The organism is Streptomyces fructofermentans, from assembly GCF_014651055.1.
Classification (GTDB): Bacteria; Actinomycetota; Actinomycetes; order Streptomycetales; family Streptomycetaceae; genus Streptomyces; species Streptomyces fructofermentans.
In genome coordinates, this window is record NZ_BMWD01000018.1 from 150,212 (window position 1) to 170,641 (window position 20,430).

The following is a 20,430-nucleotide window of genomic DNA, read 5'->3' on the forward strand; positions in this document are numbered from 1 at the left end:
TCCGCCCGGCCCTTCGTCTCGGCGCCCCCGGCCGGTCGTGCCGGTCGGGGGACGCCGGTCTCACGCGTGCTACCTGGTGACCGCGTCCAGCGCGTCCGCGGTGCCCCAGCCGTAGAAGCCGTTGTGGTTCTTCGGGCCCTCGCAGACCGCGTCGGCCTTGCCGTCGCCGTCGATGTCGTACGGGTCGGTGCACGGGGTGGCGTCGGCCTGGGCGTACAGCAGTGCCTTGACCAGGGCCGCCGGAGCGTGCGGGTGCCTCGACTTGATGAGCGCGGCGACACCCGCGACGTGCGGCGACGCCATCGACGTTCCGGCCATGTAGCCCCAGTTGCCGCCGGGCAGCGGGCCGAGGATCAGGCCGCTGGTGGCCGGCGGGGCCGGGGTCTGGAAGCGGGTCGAGTCGCCGCCGGGGGCCGCGATGTCGATGACGCCCAGGCCGTGGTTGGAGAACGACGACTTGAGGCCCTTGGCGCCCGTGGCCGCGACCGTGACGACACCCGGCAGCTGGGTCGGGATGTCGAGGCACTCGGACGGGTCGATGACACGCTCGCCCGGAGTCGTGTCGTTGGGCGAGGTCGGGTCGGTGATCTCGTCCGCGGACAGGTCGTAGTTCTCGTTGCCCGCCGCCGCGACGTTGACCGTCCCCTTCTTCTCCGCGTACCGCGACGCCCGGGTGATGGCCTCGACGAGCGCCTTCTGGTCCGGGTCGTTCTTGCAGTTGAAGTACCAGGGGTCGGTGTAATAGCTGTTGTTCGTGACGTCCACGCCGTGCTCGGCCGCCCACATGAAGCCGCACACGACGGCCTCGGTGTAGAAGAAGCCGGCCGTCGTCGAGACCTTGATGCCCGACACCTTCACACCGGGCGCCACGCCCGTGATGCCGACCCCGTTCTTCGCCGCGGCTATCTCGCCCGCGACATGCGTGCCGTGCGGGCTCTCGGCGGCGCTCGGCCGCCAGGCCCCGTCGGTCGTGTCCGGCTTGCCCGAGACGCAGTTGACCGAGGCCTCGCGGTCGAAGTTCGGCGCTATGTCGGGGTGCGTGTCGTCGACGCCGGTGTCGATCACGGCGACCGTGACCTTGCGGCTGCCCAGCGACTTCTCGTGCGCCTTGTCCGCCTTGATGGCGGGCAGGTCCCACTGGAGCGGCTGCAGCGGGTCCTGGCCCGCGGCGGCCTCGACGTCGGCGATCTCCTCCGCGGTGAGCACCTTGGGCGTGCCCACGTCGGTCGTGGACTGGGCGGGCAGCGGCGCGGTGCGCGTCGCGCCGGCCGACTCCACGCCGCGCACCTTGCGCACGGTCTTCGCGAAGTCGGCGTTCGACGAGTGGACGACGACGACGCCTATTCGGTCGTACGAGGTCACGACGGTGCCGCCGGCCCGCGCGATGGCCTTCTTGACCTGGGCCGAAGGCCCGTGTCCGGGGCGGACGTTGACGACGTAGCTGAGCGGGGTGGCCTCCGCCGACACCTGCGCGGCGAGGCCGGCCGGGTCGTCCGCGGGGGCGGCCGACGCGTTGACGTTCGGAAGGAAGGCGAGAGCCGTCGCCATGGCCGTTCCCAGCGGGATGGCGATGTAGCGGCGGGAGCGCGTACGAGGCGCTGTCATGCTGTCTCCAGTTCGTTCGCTTGACGAGCGGTACGGGCCGTGCGGGTCCGAGTCCGTGTGCGGTCGGGGGAGCGGTCCCGGGGACGGCGCGCGTCCGGGGCGGCGGGGTGCCGCACTCCCCGAGTGGCGGACCGTGCCGCCTACTTGACCGCCTTGAGTGCGTTGACGATGCCGAAGCCGTAGAAGCCGTTCACGCGCGGGCCGCCCTCGCAGGTGGCGTCCTGCGTGCCGTCGCCGTTCTGGTCGTACGAGTCCGGGCAGCCGGGGTTGCCCGCCTGCGCCTTCAGCAGCGCCTGGAGCTGGGCCGGAGTGGCCCGCGGGTGCTCCGACTTGAGGAGCGCGGCGACACCGGCGGCGTGCGGCGACGCCATCGAGGTGCCCTGAAGGAAGCCGTACTGGTTGTTCGGCATCGTGGAGAGGATGCGGCCGTTCTTCGACGGGGTGTCCGGGATCTGGTAGAGCCGGTCACCGCCCGGCGCGGCGACGTCGATGACACCCTTGCCGTACGTGGAGTAGTACGACTTGAGGTTCTGCACGCCCGTCGCGCTGACCGTGACGACGCCGGGCAGCTGCGTCGGTACGTCGAAGCACTCGCTCGGGTCGATGGTGCGGGTGACCGGGGTCGAGTCGTCCGGGCTCGACTCGTCGACGATCGCGTCCGAGGCGAGGTCGTGGTTCGAGTTGCCCGCCGACGCGAGGTGCAGGGTGCCCTTCTTCGTGGCGTACCGCTGGGCCCTGTTCACCGCGTCGACGATCGCGCGCTGGTCCGGGTCGTCCATGCAGTTGTAGAGCCACGGGTCCACGTAGTAGCTGTTGTTCGTGATCTCCACGCCGTGGTCGGCGGCGAACACGAAGGCGCAGACGACGCTCTCCGGGTAGAACAGGCCGTTGTCCGGGTCGCTGACCTTGATGCCGGAGACCTTCACGCCGGGCGCGACACCGGCGACGCCGACGCCGTTGCGGGCGGCGGCTATCTCACCGGCGACATGCGTGCCGTGGTAGTCGTCGGCGGTGTACGGACGCCAGGCGCCCTCGCTCGTGTCGGCCACCCCGCCCACGCAGTTGGCGGACTGCGACGCGGAGAAGTTCGGCGCCAGATCGGGGTGGGTGTCGTCGACACCCGTGTCTATCACCCCGACCGTGACCTTCCGGCTGCCCGGGTTGATCGCCGCGGCCTTGTCGGCGCCTATCGCGCGCAGGTCCCACTGGTCGGCCTCGAGGGGCTCGCTCCCGGGGGCCGCGGCGGCCTCGACCTTCGCGGCCTCGGCGGCCGACAGGTAGTCGGCGGCGCCCTCGTCCGTCGTTCCCGCCGCGGTGAGCGGTGTCGTGCGCGTGGCACCGGCGGACTGCACACCGCGCACGGCGCGCATCCGCGGGCCGAAGTCGGGGTCGGCCGAGTGGGCGACGATCACGCCGATCCTGTCGTACGTGACGACGACGGTCCCGCCGGCCCCGGCTATCGCCCTGCGCACCGACGCGAGCGTCCGGTGGTCGGTTCTCGTGTTGACCACGTACGCCAGATCGGGTCCGTCCGCCGCGGTGGCGGCGGGCGCGGACCGCGGGGCGGCGGCCGAGGCGGAGCCCGGCAGGAAGCCCAGCGAGGCGGTCAGGGACAGCACGACCGGCACGGCGAGGGCGAGACGGCGTCCGGAGCGCAGATGAGCCATGGGATCTCCACATCATCCTGAAACGGAACCGGCCCGAACACAGGTGGTGATCGGGCAGGTACATGACGGAGTGGTGCAGGGCGAAGCTATCTCCCGCCCTCCCTGGCCAGCAATGAGTTCAGGGGATGTCGTGCGAAATGCAGGTCGTGATCAGGCGGGTGACTTCGGAAAGAAGCAACGCGTGTTGAACCGCTCCCCGTGCGGCTCCGTGACGTTGAGCAGGGAGCACGAGCACCATCCAGCCCCCTGCGGGACCACGCCCGGGAGGTCCGAGCACGGCCGCCCGGTCCACGTGATCCACATCACCGTGAGGTCAGAAACCAGCCATGTCCGTACCCGGCACGTCCCCCCAGTCCCCCGACCCCCGGACATCCCCGTCCGACTCCGGGTCGCCCCCGTCCGCATCCCAGGCACCCCCGTCCACCGTCGCAACCGCACCCGCAACGCGAGGAGACTCCGTGGCCACCGACGCACCGCCTCCGGCGAAAGCCGAACCTCATCTGCCCACCACCGAGGAGTTCGTCGCGGTGCAGGAGAGCGACGAGTTCGGTGAACTGCGCCGCTCGCACCGCTCGTTCGCCTTCCCGCTGACCGTCGGCTTCATCGTCTGGTACCTGCTGTACGTCCTGCTCTCGAACTACGCGGGCGACTTCATGGGCACCAAGCTGTTCGGCAACATCAACGTCGCCTTCGTGCTGGGAATCGCCCAGTTCGTCACCACGTTCCTCATCGCCTGGTGGTACTCGCGGCACGCCGCCGCGCAGCTCGACCCCAAGGCCGATGCCATCAAGTCCCGGATGGAGGGCGGCGCATGAGCCCCGCGATCACCCAGGTCCAGCTCGCGGCGGGCGAGGCGAGCGAGCACCGGCCGCTGATCGTCTCGCTCTTCGCCGTCTTCGTCGTCGCCACCCTCGTCATCACCGTCTGGGCGGGCCGGCAGACCAAGGACGCCGCGGACTTCTACGCGGGCGGACGCCAGTTCAGCGCCTTCCAGAACGGTCTCGCCGTCTCCGGCGACTACATGTCCGCCGCGTCGTTCCTCGGCATCGCGGGCGCCATCGCCCTCTTCGGGTACGACGGCTTCCTGTACTCCATCGGCTTCCTCGTCGCCTGGCTGGTGGCGCTGCTCCTGGTCGCCGAACCGCTGCGCAACTCCGGCCGGTACACGATGGGCGACGTCCTCGCGTACCGCATGCGCCAGCGCCCCGTGCGCACCGCCGCCGGCACCTCCACGATCGTCGTCTCGATCTTCTACCTGCTGGCGCAGATGGCGGGCGCGGGCGTCCTCGTCTCGCTGCTGCTCGGCATCACCAGTGACGCCGGGAAGATCGGCATCGTCGCCCTGGTCGGCATCCTGATGATCGTCTACGTCACCATCGGCGGGATGAAGGGCACCACCTGGGTGCAGATGGTGAAGGCCGTGCTGCTCATCGGCGGCACCCTGCTCATCACCTTCCTGGTGCTGCTCAAGTTCAACTTCAACATCTCCGACCTGCTCGGCTCGGCCGCCGACAACAGCGGCAAGGGCGCGGCCTTCCTGGAGCCGGGCCTCAAGTACGGCCTCACGACCACGTCGAAGATCGACTTCATCTCGCTGGGCATCGCGCTGGTCCTGGGCACGGCCGGCCTGCCGCACATCCTGATCCGCTTCTACACGGTCCCGAACGCCAAGGCCGCGCGGAAGTCCGTGAACTGGGCCATCGGCATCATCGGCGGCTTCTACCTGATGACGATCGCCCTCGGCTTCGGAGCGGCGGCCCTCATCTCGCAGGACGAGATCGTCGCGTCCAACAAGGCGGGCAACACCGCGGCACCCCTGCTGGCCCTGCATCTGGGCGGCGTGGACTCCGCATGGGGCGCGATCCTCCTCGCCACCATCTCGGCCGTCGCCTTCGCCACGATCCTCGCGGTCGTCGCGGGACTGACGCTCGCCTCGTCCTCGTCGTTCGCGCACGACATCTACGCGAACGTCATCAGGAAGGGCCAGGCGACCGACAAGGAGGAGGTCAACGCGGCCCGCTACGCGACGGTCGCCATCGGCGTCGTCTCGATCGGCCTCGGCGCCCTCGCCCGCGACCTCAACGTGGCCGGCCTGGTCGCCCTCGCCTTCGCGGTCGCCGCGTCCGCGAACCTGCCGACCATCCTCTACAGCCTGTTCTGGAAGCGGTTCACCACCCAGGGCGCGCTGTGGTCGATCTACGGCGGCCTCACCACGGCGGTCGGCCTGGTGCTGTTCTCGCCGGTGGTCTCCGGCAAGGCCACCTCGATGTTCCCGGACGTCGACTTCCACTGGTTCCCGCTGGAGAACCCGGGGATCATCTCGATCCCGGTCGGCTTCCTGCTCGGCTGGCTCGGCACGATCCTGTCGAAGGAGGCGCCCGACACCGGCAAGTACGCCGAGCTGGAGGTCCGCTCCCTCACCGGCACCGGAGCGCACTGACCGTCCCACCGCGCGGCCGCGTCGTAGGGACCTACGACGCGGCCGCGGCGCGTCTCGTCGGATCGGGCAGGTCGCTTTGTCGGTCCCGTCACGTAGGCTCGCAGGTATCGGTCGGACTGATCGCTCCGGACCAGTCCGGACCGTGTCCAGGTCCACAACGAGGGAGGGGGCCCCACGTGCTCATCGACACCTACGGCCGGGTGGCCACCGACCTGCGCGTCTCGCTGACCGACCGGTGCAACCTCCGGTGCACGTACTGCATGCCCGAGGAGGGCCTGCAGTGGCTGGCCAAGCCCGACCTCCTCTCGGACGACGAGATCGTCCGCCTCGTCGGCATCGCCGTGGGCCGCCTCGGAGTCACCGAGGTCCGCTTCACCGGCGGCGAGCCCCTGCTGCGCCCCGGCCTCGTCGGCATCGTGGAGCGGGTGGCCGCGCTGGAGCCGCGCCCCCGGATGTCCCTGACGACGAACGGCATCGGCCTCAGGCGCACCGCGGCCGCGCTGAAGGCCGCCGGCCTCGACCGGGTCAATGTCTCGCTCGACACGCTGCGCCCCGACGTCTTCAGGACGCTCACCCGCCGCGACCGCCACAAGGACGTCGTCGAGGGCCTCGAAGCGGCCCGCGACGCGGGTCTGACCCCCGTCAAGGTCAACACCGTCCTGATGCCGGGCCTCAACGACGACGAGGCCCCCGACCTGCTCGCCTGGGCCGTGGAGAACGACTACGAACTCCGGTTCATCGAGCAGATGCCGCTCGACGCGCAGCACGGCTGGAAGCGCGACGGCATGATCACCGCGGGCGACATCCTGACCTCCCTGCGGACCCGCTTCGAGCTGACCGAGGAGGGTTCCGAGGAGCGGGGCTCGGCCCCCGCCGAGCGGTGGCTCGTGGACGGCGGCCCGCACCGGGTCGGCGTGATCGCCTCAGTGACCCGCCCCTTCTGCTCCGCCTGCGACCGTACGCGCCTGACGGCCGACGGACAGGTGCGGACCTGCCTGTTCGCCCGTGAGGAGACGGACCTGCGGGCCGCGCTGCGCTCGGAGGCGTCCGACGAGGAGATCGCCCGCCTGTGGCGGCTCGCGATGTGGGGGAAGAAGGCGGGCGCGGGCCTGGACGACCCCTCGTTCGTCCAGCCGGACAGGCCCATGTCGGCCATCGGTGGCTGACCGCCGCGCGAGACCCGGCACGGTCCGTCCCGTCGAGCCCTGCGCCGGCGGAAGGCCGTCCCGCACGGCCCCCGGCCCCCGGTCGTACCGGCCGACGGCATCCGGGGCGACCCGTCGGCCCGCCGGTGACGTGACGCGTTGTCGCGCCGCGGGACACGGCCTACGGGGCGTCCGGTGCCTCCCACTCGGAGAGCGGGACCACGTCCTTCAGGAAGCCGCGCACACCGAGGAAGCCGGAGAGGTGCTCGCGGTGTTCCTCGCAGGCCAGCCAGGTCTTGCGCCGTTCCGGGGTGTGCAGCGAGGGGTTGTTCCAGGCGAGCACCCACACCGCGTCCGCACGGCAGCCCTTCGCGGAGCAGATGGGCGAGGACGGCTCGGAACCGGGAACGTTCAGCATCACGTGCCCGACCCTAACGCCCCCGGCGCCGGGTCCTCCCGGCGCCTCCCGCCCTCGGTCCCCGGACCGGGCCCGGTGCCGCCGACGACGGGAGTCGCGCGGACCGCGACGCCCGCGGCACGGCTCGCGCGAGCGCGCACGGGGGCCTGCGGGAGTGCTTCACGGGGAGGTCGGAGCGGCTGAGCGGCTCACGAAAAGGCGACGCCGAGCAGCCACGGGGGGAGCTGCCCGGCGTCGGTCTGTCGCTCCGACGGGGGATGCGGAGCGCGTACGAAGTATGTCACGGGTAACCTGCCGCCCGGCACTGGAACAACATGATTGATCTGAGCTTTTCTTGAGCCGGACAGGGCCCCGCGGACCGCCTCCGGGGCATCGTCCGTGGTCAGGTCCGCTCGACCGGTTCGTCCCGCGGACCGGTGCCGGCGTCGGCGCCGACGTCCTCCGGGACGGGTTCCGCGAAGGGCTCCGGGCGGGGAGCCGCGAGCACCGGACGCGTCGGAGCCGCCACGAAGGTGGAGGGCAGCGAGGTCACGTTCTCCCGGCCCGCGTTCGCGATCACCACGGCCACGTACGGCAGCAGCACGCCGAGGGCCAGGGCGACGACGGCGACGTGCCGTTCGACGTTCCAGAGCGTGGCCGCGAGGACCACCGACAGCGTGCGGACGGACATCGAGATGATGTAGCGGCGCTGTCTGCCCCGCACGTCGTCCGCCAGTCCCTGCCTGGCTCCGGTGATCCGGAAGACCTGGACGTTGCTCTGCTTCCGCATCACGTTCCACCGCCTGCTTGACTCGGACACTGATCGGCCCGTACCGGCCCGTCCCGGTCGCGGGACCGGGCTCGGACAGCAACCACGGTACGCCCTCGGCCGGACGGGCCACGAGACCGGGTCGGGACCCCTCCCGACGACGGTGACCGGGCAGTACCGCGTATGGATGCACCCGACATGCGTCGTACGGCGTACGGGCGGACGATGGCCGCAATGCTCACCGAGAGCCGTACAGGAGGCAGCCATGGGCTGGTTGTGGGCGATCATCGTCGGGTTCGTGCTGGGACTGCTGGCCAAGGCGATCATTCCGGGCAAGCAGCACAGCCCGCTCTGGCTGACCACGATCTTCGGCATCCTCGGCGCGATCGTGGGCAACGCGATCGCCCGCGGGTTCGGCATCGAGGAGACCCGCGGCATCGACTGGGGACGGCACATCCTCCAGCTCGCCGCCGCGATCGTCCTCGTCTACCTGGGCGACCGGATGTACATGGCACTCCGGGGCAACAAGCAGAGAGCCTGACAGCAGGCGGAAGGGGGCGGGGCCGTCGCGGCCCCGCCCCCTTCCGTCGTGCGTGTCCGTACCGCGGGGCGCGTCAGGCGCCGGTGACCTCCACGGCCGCCAGGTTCTTCTTGCCGCGGCGCAGCACCAGCCACCGCCCGTGCAGCAGGTCCTCCACCGCCGGCACGGCGTCCTCGGAGGCGACCTTCACGTTGTTCACGTAGGCGCCGCCCTCCTTGACCGTGCGCCGCGCGGCCGACTTGCTGGGCGCGAGGCCGACCTCGGTGAGCAGGTCCACCACCGGGCCCAGCTCGGCGACCCGGACATGCGGCACCTCGGAGAGCGCGGCGCCCAGCGTCGCCGCGTCCAGCCCGTCCAGCTCGCCCTGACCGAACAGCGCCTTCGACGCGGCGATCACGGCGGCCGTCTGCCCGGCGCCGTGCACCAGCGTCGTCAGCTCCTCGGCCAGCGCGCGCTGGGCGGTGCGGGCCTGCGGACGCTCCTGCGTCAGCCGCTCCATCTCCTCCAGCTCCTCGCGGGACCTGAAGGACAGGATGCGCAGGTACGTCGAGACGTCCCGGTCGTCCACGTTCAGCCAGAACTGGTAGAACGCGTACGGCGTCGTCATCGCGGGGTCCAGCCAGACCGCGCCGCCCTCGGTCTTGCCGAACTTGGTGCCGTCGGCCTTGACCATCAGCGGCGTCGCGATGCAGTGCGCCTGCGCCTCCGGCTCCAGCCGGTGGATCAGGTCCAGGCCCGCCGTCAGGTTGCCCCACTGGTCGCTGCCGCCCTGCTGGAGCGTGCAGCCGTACCTGCGGTACAGCTCCAGGAAGTCCATGCCCTGGAGCAGTTGGTAGCTGAACTCGGTGTAGCTGATGCCCTCCTGGGACTCCAGGCGCCGGGCGACCGAGTCCTTCGTGAGCATCTTGTTGACCCGGAAGTGCTTGCCGATGTCCCGCAGGAACTCGATGGCCGACAGACCGGCCGTCCAGTCCAGGTTGTTGACCATCACCGCGGCGTTCGTGCCCTCGAAGGACAGGAACGGCTCGATCTGGGAACGCAGCCGGCCGACCCAGGCGGCGACCGTCTCCGGGTCGTTCAGCGTGCGCTCCGCCGTCGGGCGCGGGTCGCCGATCTGGCCGGTCGCGCCGCCCACCAGGGCCAGCGGGCGCAGGCCCGCCTGCTGGAGCCGGCGCATCGTGAGCACCTGCACCAGATGCCCGACGTGCAGGCTGGCCGCGGTCGGGTCGAAGCCGCAATAGAACGTGACGGGACCGTCCGCGAGCGCCTTGCGCAAGGCGTCCTCGTCGGTGGACAGGGCGAACAGCCCACGCCACTTCAGCTCGTCGACGATGTCCGTCACGGTTCTCGTATCTCCTCGGATGGTGCTCGCCCGGTGGCGCGCTCGGCCGCCGGGATGCTCGTGGGGCGGTCGGTCGACAGCCGGGTACGAGGTTATACGCCCTGGCTGACAGAACTCATATTGAAATCCGGCACCCGCAGGGCGGGCATCGCGGCCCGGGTGAACCAGTCGCTCCACTCGCGCGGCAGCGTCTTCTCCGTCCGCCCCGCCTCGGTCGCCCGCCCCAGCAGTCCCACCGGCGACTCGTTGAACCGGAAGTTGTTCACCTCGCCGACGACCTCGCCGTCCTCGACCAGGTACACGCCGTCCCGGGTGAGGCCGGTGAGCAGCAGCGTCGCCGGGTCGACCTCGCGGATGTACCAGAGGCAGGTCAGCAGGAGCCCGCGCCCGGTCGCGGCGACCATCTCCTCCAGGGACGTGTCCGTGCCGCCGTCCAGTACGAGGTTCCCGATGCCGGGCGCCACCGGCAGCCCGGTCAGGGCCGCGCTGTGCCGCGTGCTCGTCAGCTGCCGCAGCTCGCCCGCTCGGACCCAGTCCGTGGCCCGCAGCGGCAGCCCGTTGTCGAAGACGGAGGCGTCGTCGCCCGAGGAGTGGGCGAGGACGAACGGCGCGGACTCCAGGCCCGGCTCGTTCGGGTCGCTGCGCAGTGTCAGCGGCAGGTCGGTCAGCTTCTCGCCGACGCGCGTGCCCCCGCCCGGCTTGCTGAACACGGTCCGGCCCTCGGCCGCGTCCCGGGCAGCGGCCGACCACATCTGGTAGATCAGCAGGTCGGCGACGGCCGTCGGCGGCAGCAGCGTCTCGTACCGTCCGGCGGGGAGCTCCACCCGCCGCTCGGCCCAGCCGAGCCGGACGGCCAGTTCCGCGTCGAGCGCGGCGGGGTCCACGTCCTTGAAGTCGCGCGTCGAGCGGCCCGCCCACGCCGAGCGCGTACGGTCCGGCGACTTGGCGTTCAGCTCCAGCGTGCCGTTGGGCTGGTCGTGCCGCAGCCGCAGCCCCGTGGACGTGCCGAGGTAGCTGGTCACCAGCTCGTGGTTGGCGAACCCGTACAGCTCCCGGCCGCCGGCCCGCGCGCGGGCGAAGGCCTCGCCGAGCGCCGGCGCGAAGTCCGCGAAGACCGCCGACGAGGTCTCGGCGGGCGCGTCCGTGAAGTCGGGGGAGGCGGGCACGCCCTCGACGAGGGGCTGCGCGTCCTCGGCCGGGGCCGCGCCGCGCGCCGCGGCCTCGGCGGCCCGCACCAGCGGCTCCAGCTCGTCCGCGGTGACCGCCGAGCGCGAGACGACACCGGACGCGGTGCCCTCCCGGCCGCCGACGGTGGCGATGACGGTCAGCGTGCGCCCGCGTGTGACGCCGTTCGTGGTCAGGGCGTTGCCCGCCCAGCGCAGGTTCGCCGACGAGTGCTCGTCGGCGATCACGACGCAGCCGTCGGCCCGGGACAGCGCGAGGGCGCGCTCGACGACCTCGTACGGCTTGCTCTGCTTGTCGGTGCGGGCGCTCATCGACCGGCCTCCTGCGTGGTGTTCAGAATGTTGACGCCCTTGAAGAGGGCGGAGGGGCAGCCGTGCGAGACCGCGGCGACCTGCCCGGGCTGGGCCTTGCCGCAGTTGAAGGCGCCGCCGAGGACATAGGTCTGGGGGCCGCCGACCGCCGCCATCGAGCCCCAGAAGTCCGTGGTCGTGGCCTGGTAGGCGACGTCCCGCAGCTGACCGGTGATCCGGCCGTTCTCGATCTTGAAGAACCGCTGCCCGGTGAACTGGAAGTTGTAGCGCTGCATGTCGATCGACCAGGAGCGGTCGCCCACCACGTAGATACCGCGGTCGACGCTCCCGATCAGCCCCTCCGTGGACAGCCCGCCCGGGTCCGGCCTGAGCGACACGTTGGCCATCCGCTGCACGGGCACATGGCCGGGGGAGTCGGCGTACGCGCAGCCGTTGGAGCGTTCGAAGCCCGTCAGCCGCGCGATCCGCCGGTCGAGCTGGTACCCGACGAGCGTGCCGTCCTTCACGAGGTCCCAGGACTGCCCGGCGACACCCTCGTCGTCGTACCCGATGGTCGCGAGACCGTGCTCGGCGGTGCGGTCGCCGGTGACGTTCATCAGCTCGGAGCCGTACCGCAGCTTGCCCAACTGGTCGAAGGTGGCGAAGGAGGTCCCCGCGTACGCGGCCTCGTAGCCGAGGGCGCGGTCCAGCTCGGTGGCGTGGCCGATGGACTCGTGGATCGTCAGCCACAGGTTCGACGGGTCGACGACCAGGTCGTACAGACCCGCCTCGACACTGGGCGCCCGCATCTTCTCGGCGAGCAGCTCCGGGATCTGCTCCAGCTCCGACTCCCAGTCCCAGCCGGTGCCGGTCAGGTACTCCCAGCCGCGCCCCACGGGCGGCGCGATCGTGCGCATCGAGTCGAACTCGCCGCTCGACTCGTCCACCGCGACGGCGGTGAACTGCGGGTGCAGCCGCACGCGCTGCTGCGTCGTCACGGTCCCGGCCGTGTCCGCGTAGAACTTGTTCTCGTGCACGGTCATCAGCGAGGCGTCGACATGGCTGACCCCGCGCGCCGACAGCAGCCGCGCGCTCCACTCCGACAGCAGCCCCGACTTCTCCTCGTCGGGCACGGAGAAGGGGTCGATCGCGTACGAGGAGATCCAGGTCCTGTCCTCGTGCACCGGCTCGTCGGCGAGCTCCACGCGTTCGTCCGAGCCCGCCGCCCTGATCACCTGGGCCGACAGCTTGGCCATCGCGACGGCCTGCCCCGCGACCCGCGCGGCGGCGTCCATCGTCAGATCGACCCCGGACGCGAACCCCCACGTCCCACCGTGCACCACCCGCACCGCGTACCCGAGGTCCGTGGTGTCCGAGGACCCCGCGGGCTTCGCGTCGCGCAGCCGCCGGGCCGCGCTGCGCACGCGCTCGAACCGGAAGTCCGCGTGCTCGGCGCCCAGCGCCCGGGCCCGCGCGAGCGCCGCGTCGGCCAAGGCCCTGAGCGGCAGTGCCGTGAAGGCTTCGTCGATGGAATGGGGCACGGAGGTCTCCCTGCTGTCGTTGCCTGTCGGGTCCGATCATGTCGCGCGGGCGCACCCGGGGGCCAGGTCTTTCTGTAGGGATCCGACAGTGAGTCCCGTACGCCACTGTCGGTGCCCGATTCTCCGTACCCGGGACGGTACCGATAGGTTTTCGAGGTACCAGACCGGCTATCGAAAGGGTGATCCGTTGAGCCGCTCGGTTCTCGTCACCGGAGGAAACCGGGGCATCGGCCTCGCCATCGCCCGCGCGTTCGCCGATGCGGGCGACAAGGTCGCGATCACGTACCGCTCGGGCGAGCCCCCGGCCGGCTTCCTCGCGGTCAAGTGCGACATCACCGACAGCGAGCAGGTGGAGCAGGCCTACAAGGAGATCGAGGCCGAGCACGGCCCGGTCGAGGTCCTGGTCGCCAACGCCGGCGTCACCAAGGACCAGCTCCTCATGCGGATGTCCGAGGACGACTTCACGTCCGTCGTGGACACCAACCTGACCGGCGCCTTCCGGGTCGTGAAGCGGGCCAACCGTGGCATGCTGCGCGCCAAGAAGGGCAGGGTCGTGCTGCTCTCCTCGGTCGTCGGGCTGCTCGGCTCGGCGGGCCAGGCGAACTACGCCGCCTCGAAGGCCGGACTGGTCGGCTTCGCGCGCTCGCTCGCCCGTGAGCTGGGCTCGCGCAACATCACCTTCAACGTCGTCGCGCCCGGTTTCGTCGACACCGACATGACCAAGGTGCTCACCGACGAGCAGCGCGCGGGCATCGTGAAGCAGGTCCCGCTGGGCCGCTACGCGCGGCCCGAGGAGATCGCCGCGACGGTGCGGTTCCTCGCCTCGGACGACGCCTCGTACATCACTGGAGCCGTCATCCCGGTTGACGGCGGACTGGGAATGGGTCACTGATCACCATGAGCGGAATTCTCGAGGGCAAGCGCATCCTGATCACGGGTGTGCTGACGGAGTCCTCCATCGCCTTCCACACGGCCAAGCTGGCCCAGGAGCAGGGTGCCGAGATCATCCTGACCGCGTTCCCGCGGCCCACCCTGACCGAGCGCATCGCCAAGAAGCTGCCGAAGCCCGCCAAGGTCATCGAGCTGGACGTCACGAACGAGGAGCACCTCGCGCGCCTGGCCGACATCGTCGGCGAGGAGCTCGGCGGCCTCGACGGCGTCGTGCACTCCATCGGCTTCGCGCCGCAGGACGCCCTCGGCGGCAACTTCCTCAACACGCCGTTCGAGTCGGTCGCCACGGCGATGCACGTCTCGGCGTTCTCCCTGAAGTCCCTGACCATGGCCTGCCTGCCGCTGATGCAGAACGGCGGCTCGGTCGTCGGTCTCACCTTCGACGCCTCGTTCGCCTGGCCGCAGTACGACTGGATGGGCCCGGCCAAGGCCGCCCTGGAGGCCACCAGCCGCTACATGGCGCGCGACCTGGGCAAGCAGAACATCCGCTGCAACCTCGTCTCGGCGGGCCCGCTCGGCTCCATGGCCGCCAAGTCCATCCCGGGCTTCAGCGACCTCGCCGCCGTCTGGGACGAGCGTTCCCCGCTGGAGTGGGACCTCAAGGACCCCGAGCCGGCCGGCCGCGGTGTCGTCGCGCTGCTCAGCGACTGGTTCCCGAAGACCACCGGCGAGATCGTCCACGTGGACGGCGGGCTGCACGCGATCGGCGCGTGAGTCCGCGCGCGAGCGCTCCCGTACGGAATCCGGCGCCCCGTCCCCCGCATCGCGCGGAGGGCGGGGCGTCACCCGTTCGGCCGCACCGGCCGGGCGGTGGGGGCCGGTCGGCGTCCACTCTGGAGGAGGAGTTCCCCTCCCGAGATGCCCTCCCCAGCCCGGCCGAGGAGGTTCCCTTGTGCGCCTGTCCCAGCCCCGCTGCAAGCATCGGCTCCATTGGAGCGGCTTCGCCGCGCCCCCGGTCGTCCTGCTCCTCGCCCTGACCCTGCCGCTCGCGCTGCCGCAGGAGGCGGCCTCGCACACGACGACCGCGCCCCGGGCCGGCGAGCCCGCCCCCAGGCCCTTCGGGGCGGCGTGCCGGACCGCGGTCGACGGTTCGTCGGTGACGGCCTACTGCCACAACCCGTATCCCGAGACCGACCACGTCGCACTGCACGTCGAGTGCGAACGCTGGTGGGACATAGACACGGACGGGCCCAGGGCCGAGGCGGGACCCGCGCAGACCGTACGGCTCACCGGCCGGTGCTGGAAGGAGGTCCGCTCGGCCTGGGTCAGCCACCGGAAGTGACGGGACCCGACCGTCCCCGCCGGTCCGTCCGGCCCGTCCCCGCGGCTCCATACGGCAGGGGCGCCGGGCGCGTCGGTGCAGGCGTCGGCCCCGGCACCGGCGCCTTGCGCACCGGGGCCGGCCGGAGGTGTCAGGGGCGTCCCGGGCGGCACACGAACGGATAGCCGGCCGCCTCGTCGGCGGCGCCCTGCGCGTCGCCCGCGCGGATCGCGTCGACCAGGCGCGTGTGGTCCATGTACGTCTCCGGCGTCAGCTCCGCGCCCACGTCCTCGCGCAGCCAGTCGCGCACGACCTCGCCCAGGTCCGCGTACATCGCGGTCATGACGTCGTTGTGGGAGGCGGCCACCACGGCCAGGTGGAAGGTCGTGTCCGCGGCCACGAACGCTTCGGCGTCCCCCGACTCCCAGGCCTCGTCCCGGCGTACGAGGAGCGCGTCGAGCTGTCGCAGATCGCGCTCGGTGCGGCGCCCGGCGGCCAGGCTCGCGGCGCTCGACTCCAGGGTGGAGCGCAGTTCGGCGACATGGCGCGGATCGGCGTCCGCGAAACGCCGGTGCATCACGCCCGCCAGCTCGCTGGTCGCCACGACATAGGTGCCCGAGCCCTGGCGGATGTCCAGCAGGCCGTTGTGCGCGAGGGCGCGGACCGCCTCCCGGACGGTGTTCCGCGCGACCCCCATCTCCTCGACCAGCTCCGGTTCGGTGGGGATGCGGGAGCCCACCGGCCACTCACCCGAGGTGATCTGGTTCCGCAGCGCGGCGATGACCTGCTCGGACAGGGCCGATCGGCGGGGGTGGCTCAGCGGCATGGGGGTCCTTCGCGCCGGGGGTGCGCCGGGCACCGGAACACGTGTCAGGGGATTGTGCACCAACGGGCCCAGCCCAACGAACTGGACAACCAATCATCCCATGATTCTATGATGGGCTCCATGACTGGCGAGGAGACCCGGACCGCGACGTCCGCACCCGTACGCGGAGCCGCACCCGAGGCGGAGCGCCCGGCGCCCGCACCGCGCGCGTGGCTGACCCGCCTGGTGGTCGTGGGCATCGTGCTCACGGCCCTCAACCTGCGACCCGCCATCACCAGCTTCGGCGCCCTCCTCGAAGAGGTGCGCGACGGGCTCGGCATGAGCGGCAGCCTGGCCGGCGTCCTCACCTCCGTGCCGCCCCTCTGCTTCGCCGTCTTCGGGATCACGGCTCCCCGCCTCGCCCGCCGCTTCGGCCCCGCCGCCGTCGTGTGCGCCGGCATGCTGGCGATCGCCGCGGGCCTGCTGATCAGGCCGTTCGCCGGGAACACGGCCGGGTTCCTGGCCGCCAGCGCCCTCGCGCTGATGGGCATCGCGGTCAGCAACGTCCTCATGCCGGTGATCGTCAAGCGCTGGTTCCCGGACCGGGTCGGCTCCATGACCGGCCTGTACTCGATGGCCCTCGCGCTCGGCACCGCCTCGGCCGCCGCCGTCACCGTGCCCATGACCCGTGCCCTGGGCGGCAGTTGGCAGGCCGGTCTGGCCGTCTGGGCGCTCCTCGCGGCCGTCGCCGTGCTGCCCTGGATCCCCCTGGTCCGCGCCCGGGACACGGCCTTGTCCCCCGAGCGCTCCCGGGTCCCCGCCCCGCGCACGGTCCCCGCACGGGAGGCCCCCGCCCCGGAGGCCCCGGCGCTGCGGATCACCCGGAGCCGTACGGCCTGGGCGCTCGCCGTCTTCTTCGGTCTCCAGGCCACCGCCGCCTACATCACCATGGGCTGGATGGCGCAGATCTTCCGCGACGCCGGTGTGCCGGCGGGCACGGCGGGGCTCCTGCTCGCCGTCACGATGGTGATGGGGGTGCCGCTCGCCTTCGTCATCCCGCGGCTGGCGACCCGGCTGCCCCGGCAGGGGCCGATCGTGATCGCCCTGGGCGCCTGCGGCCTCGCCGGATACGCAGGCCTCCACCTCGCCCCGGCGGGCGGCGCCTGGCTGTGGGCCGTGCTGCTGGGCGTGTCCAACTGCTCGTTCCCGCTGGCCCTCACGATGGTCGGCATGCGGGCCAGGACCGGGGCCGGCGTCGTCCAGCTGTCCGCCTTCGCGCAGAGCACCGGGTACCTCATCTCGATCCCCGGGCCGCTCCTGGTGGGCGTGCTCTACCAGCACAGCGGCGGCTGGGGCCTGCCGATCGCCCTCATGGCGGGCCTCATGGTCCCGCAGATCGTGGTGGGCGTCCTGGCGGGACGGGACCGTACCGTCGAGGACGAGGCCGCCGCCCGCTGATCCCGCGGGCATTCCGGACGCCGGGCCCGCGCCACCGCCGGCCGGCCGCACGGGCGCCACGCGGCTCAACCGCCCGTCGGCCCCGCGCGCACTCGGCCACCCGACGCGGCCCGTGCCACCGCCCGCCGCCCGGGCACCCCGCCCGTCGCCGGCCGCCCCCGCGGACGCCCGCACCCCACCGCCCGCGGGACCGGCGGGGGATGCCAGACTGGGGGCATGCCCGTGCTCGATCCGAATCCCAAGAACGGCCAGAGGACGATGCTGCTCGTCTTCGGCGCCTTCCTCGCCATCTTCGTGGTCATCGGCGTCATCGCGTCGATCGCCTCCCCCTGACCCGGCAGCCCCCGACGCCCCCCGCCACCCCCGTGTGACACGGGGGTGGGGCTACCCCCACCAACCCCTAGGGGGCGAGTGTCAGGGTCAAGTGGGTGGATCACCGGATGGGTTGGGGACAGGCGGGTCCGTAACGTCGAGGTGTGGCCGCGAGTACGCGGCCCACGGACCACTCGGCCCCACGGAGGCGGCATGTCGGCCCCTACGCACACCCCGCCCCGTCCGGCGCACGGGCGCGGCGCCGACACCCGGCTGCCCTGGTGGGCCCTGCTGCTCCCCGCGCTGGCCTTCGCCGCGCTCCTGCTGCTGATCCTCAACCCCGCCGACGCCCACGCGGCGGGCGGCGACCCCGGGATCGACCGCCTCGTCGAGCGGGTCCAGCGGATCGTGCTCCACGACGGCTCCTGAGCCCGCGCGGCCCGGAGCCGGGGCAGAGCCGGGGCGGCGAGTCAACTCCCTGCGCCCCGTGGCGTGTTTCATGCGAAGCTGGGAGTCATGAGCGTCGCAGAACCCCGCAGGATTGTCCTTTTCCGGCATGCGAAAGCCGACTGGCCCGAGGTGAACGACCACGAGCGGCCGCTCGCCGAGCGGGGCCGCAAGGACGCCCCCGAGGCGGGACTCAGGCTGGCCGACACCGGCATCCCCTTCGACCTTGCCCTGTGCTCCACCGCGGCCCGGACCCGCGAGACCTGGAAGCTCGCCGTGCACGAGCTCCCGCACCGGCCGAGGACGGTCTACGAGGAGAGGCTCTACGAGGCCTCGCCGGGCGAGCTGATCGCCGTCCTCAACGAAACCCCGGACGACGTGCGCAGCGCTCTCCTGATCGGCCACAACCCCGGCGTGCAGGGACTCGCCGAGGTGCTGTCCGGCGGCTCCGAGGGCGACGCGCGGCAGCGGATGGGCAGCAGGGGCTTCCCCACCGCGGCCTTCGCCGTGCTCTCGTTCACCGGTTCCTGGAAGAGCCTGGAGCCGGGCGCCGCCACCCTCCTGGACTACTGGGCCCCTTCCGAATAAGGCCCGTACAGCGCTCGCTGCACGGCCCGTACGGTCCCCGCACGGACGAGTACGGTCCCGCACGGTCCCGTGCAGCGCCGCGCGTTCCGCCTGCTCCGGCCCCGCGCGGACGTGGCCGCGTCTGCCGCAGGCCCCGGTGCGGACGGGCCGCACCTGCCCCGGGCCCCGCACCGACGGGGCCGCACGGACGGAGCCGCTCCAACCGACGGGGCCGAACGGACGCCACTGCACGGACGCCACTGCACGGACGGGGCCCGGCACCGAGTGGTGCCGGGCCCCGTCCGTGTCAGGGGCAGCTCCAGGGAGCCCCGCCCCCGGCAGGTCCGCGTTCGCGGGGCCCCGCGATGGGTCGGCGCCCGCCGGAGGCCCCCCGTGGCGCTCAGTCCACGTGCATGTCCGCGGCCTCGACCTCTTCGCGCGTCACACCCAGCAGGTACAGGACCGTGTCGAGGAAGGGGAAGTTCACCGCGGTGTGCGCGGCCTCGCGGACCACCGGCTTGGCGTTGAAGGCCACCCCGAGGCCCGCCGCGTTGAGCATGTCCAGGTCGTTCGCGCCGTCCCCGATCGCCACGGTCTGGGCGAGCGGCACCCCGGCCTCGGCGGCGAACCTGCGCAGCAGCCGTGCCTTGCCCGCGCGGTCGACGATCTCTCCGGTGACCCTGCCCGTCAGCTTCCCGTCGACGATCTCCAGCGTGTTGGCCTGGGCGAAGTCGAGCCCGAGCCGGTCCTTCAGATCGTCCGTGACCTGCGTGAAGCCGCCGGAGACGACGCCCACCTGGAAGCCGAGGCGCTTCAGCGTACGGATCAGGGTGCGCGCCCCGGGCGTCAGCCTGACCTCGGTGCGCACCTTGTCCACCACGGAGGCGTCGAGGCCCGCGAGCAGCGCCACGCGCGCGTGCAGGGACTGCTCGAAGTCCAGTTCCCCCCGCATCGCGGCCGCGGTCACCTCGGCGACCTCGCTCTCGCACCCGGCGTGCGCGGCGAACAGCTCGATGACCTCGTCCTGGATGAGCGTCGAGTCGACGTCCATCACCACGAGGCGCTGGGCGCGCCGGTGCAGTCCGGCGGCGACCACCGCGACATCGACACCGAGGGCCTTCGCCTCGGTCGCCAGGGCGGTCCGCAGCGCACCGGTCTCGGTGCCGGACACCGCGAACTCCACCGCCGTCACCGGGTACTTGGCCAGCCGGAAGATACGGTCGATGTTGCCGCCCGTGCCGGTGATCCGGGCGGCGATGGCCGCGGTCGACTCCGCGGTCAGCGGGTGCCCGAGCACGGTCACGTGCGACCTGCCGTGCCCGCGGGGCCGGTTGTCGCCGCGGCCGGAGATGATCTCCGCCTGGAGCTTCATCGACTCGGCCCAGCTGTGCACCGTGGCGCGCAGATCGCCCTCCGGGCCGGCCGACGGGTGCGTCACGAGCGCGCACAGCACGATCCGGCCACGGGTGACGACCTGCTCGATGTCGACCACGTCGACCGAGTAGGCGGCAAGGGTGTCGAAGAGCCCGGCGGTGATGCCGGGACGGTCCTTGCCGAAGATCTTCACGAGAAGTGTGGGTACGTCGGTGGGGACTTCAGGGGTCTGCGAAGCACTCATGGTCGTCCCACCGTATCCGGCACCCCGTGCCTCCCGCCCCCGAGGTCCGCCTGACGGACAGCGGGCGCGGGGTGCCCGGCCGCGGTGGC

20 protein-coding genes are annotated in these 20,430 nt (G+C 72.0%); 11 read left to right on the top strand and 9 right to left on the bottom strand.

Features of this window, described 5'->3' with window-relative positions:
* Nucleotides 1-69: 69 nt before the first annotated feature.
* Nucleotides 70-1,605: a S8 family peptidase gene (locus IE265_RS23955; protein ID WP_190037718.1), complete on the bottom strand. Its 1,536-nt coding sequence runs from the start codon at nt 1,603-1,605 to the stop codon at nt 70-72.
* A 140-nt stretch (nt 1,606-1,745) separates the two neighbouring features.
* Complete coding sequence (locus tag IE265_RS23960) at nt 1,746-3,272, bottom strand: S8 family peptidase (protein WP_190037719.1); 1,527 nt, start codon at nt 3,270-3,272, stop codon at nt 1,746-1,748.
* Nucleotides 3,273-3,730: 458 nt separating this feature from the next.
* Here IE265_RS23960 and IE265_RS23965 point away from each other — a divergent pair, with 458 nt between their 5' ends.
* The 3 genes from IE265_RS23965 (at nt 3,731) to moaA (ending at nt 6,878) form a co-directional block, all read left to right on the top strand.
* Nucleotides 3,731-4,087, top strand: a complete 357-nt coding sequence (locus IE265_RS23965) for a DUF485 domain-containing protein (protein WP_190037720.1) — start codon at nt 3,731-3,733, stop codon at nt 4,085-4,087.
* Nucleotides 4,084-5,712 carry a monocarboxylic acid transporter gene (locus IE265_RS23970; protein ID WP_190037721.1) on the top strand — a complete coding sequence of 543 codons (1,629 nt, stop codon included), beginning with the start codon at nt 4,084-4,086 and terminating at the stop codon, nt 5,710-5,712. The genes IE265_RS23965 and IE265_RS23970 overlap by 4 nt, the downstream gene beginning before the upstream one ends.
* Nucleotides 5,713-5,888: 176 nt before the next feature.
* A complete protein-coding gene (gene moaA / locus IE265_RS23975; protein WP_190037722.1) occupies nt 5,889-6,878 on the top strand; it encodes a GTP 3',8-cyclase MoaA in 990 nt (329 codons plus the stop codon).
* A gap of 160 nt (nt 6,879-7,038) precedes the next feature.
* On the opposite strand, the gene IE265_RS23980 is transcribed toward moaA, so the two are convergent.
* Nucleotides 7,039-7,275, bottom strand: coding sequence for a hypothetical protein (locus IE265_RS23980; RefSeq protein WP_190037761.1), 237 nt, complete (start codon nt 7,273-7,275; stop codon nt 7,039-7,041).
* A gap of 382 nt (nt 7,276-7,657) precedes the next feature.
* Nucleotides 7,658-8,044 (bottom strand): DUF3099 domain-containing protein, encoded by a 387-nt coding sequence (locus tag IE265_RS23985; RefSeq protein WP_190037723.1) that lies wholly within the window; start codon nt 8,042-8,044, stop codon nt 7,658-7,660.
* Nucleotides 8,045-8,288: 244 nt separating this feature from the next.
* On the opposite strand from IE265_RS23985, the gene IE265_RS23990 reads away from it, so the two are divergent.
* The gene (locus IE265_RS23990) at nt 8,289-8,564 is read left to right on the top strand and encodes a GlsB/YeaQ/YmgE family stress response membrane protein (RefSeq protein ID WP_190037724.1); all 276 of its coding nucleotides are present in this window, start codon (nt 8,289-8,291) and stop codon (nt 8,562-8,564) included.
* Between the two features lie 73 nt (nt 8,565-8,637).
* Here the strand turns inward: IE265_RS23990 and tyrS are convergent, their stop codons facing one another.
* The 3 genes from tyrS to IE265_RS24005 form a co-directional block, all read right to left on the bottom strand.
* Nucleotides 8,638-9,906, bottom strand: a complete 1,269-nt coding sequence (tyrS, locus tag IE265_RS23995) for a tyrosine--tRNA ligase (protein WP_190037725.1) — start codon at nt 9,904-9,906, stop codon at nt 8,638-8,640.
* A 92-nt stretch (nt 9,907-9,998) separates the two neighbouring features.
* Nucleotides 9,999-11,402: a metallopeptidase TldD-related protein gene (locus IE265_RS24000; RefSeq protein ID WP_190037726.1), complete on the bottom strand. Its 1,404-nt coding sequence runs from the start codon at nt 11,400-11,402 to the stop codon at nt 9,999-10,001.
* The gene (locus IE265_RS24005) at nt 11,399-12,922 is read right to left on the bottom strand and encodes a TldD/PmbA family protein (protein ID WP_190037727.1); all 1,524 of its coding nucleotides are present in this window, start codon (nt 12,920-12,922) and stop codon (nt 11,399-11,401) included. The genes IE265_RS24000 and IE265_RS24005 overlap by 4 nt, the downstream gene beginning before the upstream one ends.
* Before the next feature lie 187 nt (nt 12,923-13,109).
* On the opposite strand from IE265_RS24005, the gene fabG reads away from it, so the two are divergent.
* The 3 genes from fabG (at nt 13,110) to IE265_RS24020 (ending at nt 15,155) form a co-directional block, all read left to right on the top strand.
* Nucleotides 13,110-13,814 carry a 3-oxoacyl-[acyl-carrier-protein] reductase gene (fabG, locus tag IE265_RS24010; RefSeq protein WP_190037728.1) on the top strand — a complete coding sequence of 235 codons (705 nt, stop codon included), beginning with the start codon at nt 13,110-13,112 and terminating at the stop codon, nt 13,812-13,814.
* A gap of 5 nt (nt 13,815-13,819) precedes the next feature.
* Nucleotides 13,820-14,587, top strand: coding sequence for an enoyl-ACP reductase FabI (gene fabI / locus IE265_RS24015; RefSeq protein WP_190037729.1), 768 nt, complete (start codon nt 13,820-13,822; stop codon nt 14,585-14,587).
* Between the two features lie 247 nt (nt 14,588-14,834).
* Complete coding sequence (locus IE265_RS24020) at nt 14,835-15,155, top strand: hypothetical protein (protein ID WP_190037762.1); 321 nt, start codon at nt 14,835-14,837, stop codon at nt 15,153-15,155.
* Nucleotides 15,156-15,285: 130 nt separating this feature from the next.
* Here the strand turns inward: IE265_RS24020 and IE265_RS24025 are convergent, their stop codons facing one another.
* Nucleotides 15,286-15,960 carry a FadR/GntR family transcriptional regulator gene (locus IE265_RS24025; protein WP_190037730.1) on the bottom strand — a complete coding sequence of 225 codons (675 nt, stop codon included), beginning with the start codon at nt 15,958-15,960 and terminating at the stop codon, nt 15,286-15,288.
* Nucleotides 15,961-16,080: 120 nt separating this feature from the next.
* Between IE265_RS24025 and IE265_RS24030 the strand changes: the two genes are divergently transcribed.
* From IE265_RS24030 to IE265_RS24040, 4 genes are all read left to right on the top strand, one after another.
* Nucleotides 16,081-17,397, top strand: coding sequence for a CynX/NimT family MFS transporter (locus tag IE265_RS24030; protein WP_373303004.1), 1,317 nt, complete (start codon nt 16,081-16,083; stop codon nt 17,395-17,397).
* Nucleotides 17,398-17,613: 216 nt separating this feature from the next.
* Nucleotides 17,614-17,730 carry an SGM_5486 family transporter-associated protein gene (locus tag IE265_RS38995; RefSeq protein WP_268255839.1) on the top strand — a complete coding sequence of 39 codons (117 nt, stop codon included), beginning with the start codon at nt 17,614-17,616 and terminating at the stop codon, nt 17,728-17,730.
* 192 nt (nt 17,731-17,922) lie between these two features.
* Nucleotides 17,923-18,138, top strand: a complete 216-nt coding sequence (locus IE265_RS24035) for a hypothetical protein (RefSeq protein WP_190037732.1) — start codon at nt 17,923-17,925, stop codon at nt 18,136-18,138.
* Between the two features lie 87 nt (nt 18,139-18,225).
* Complete coding sequence (locus IE265_RS24040) at nt 18,226-18,744, top strand: SixA phosphatase family protein (RefSeq protein ID WP_190037733.1); 519 nt, start codon at nt 18,226-18,228, stop codon at nt 18,742-18,744.
* Between the two features lie 379 nt (nt 18,745-19,123).
* Here the strand turns inward: IE265_RS24040 and serB are convergent, their stop codons facing one another.
* Nucleotides 19,124-20,341, bottom strand: a complete 1,218-nt coding sequence (gene serB / locus IE265_RS24045; RefSeq protein WP_190037734.1) for a phosphoserine phosphatase SerB — start codon at nt 20,339-20,341, stop codon at nt 19,124-19,126.
* Nucleotides 20,342-20,430 lie beyond the last annotated feature (89 nt).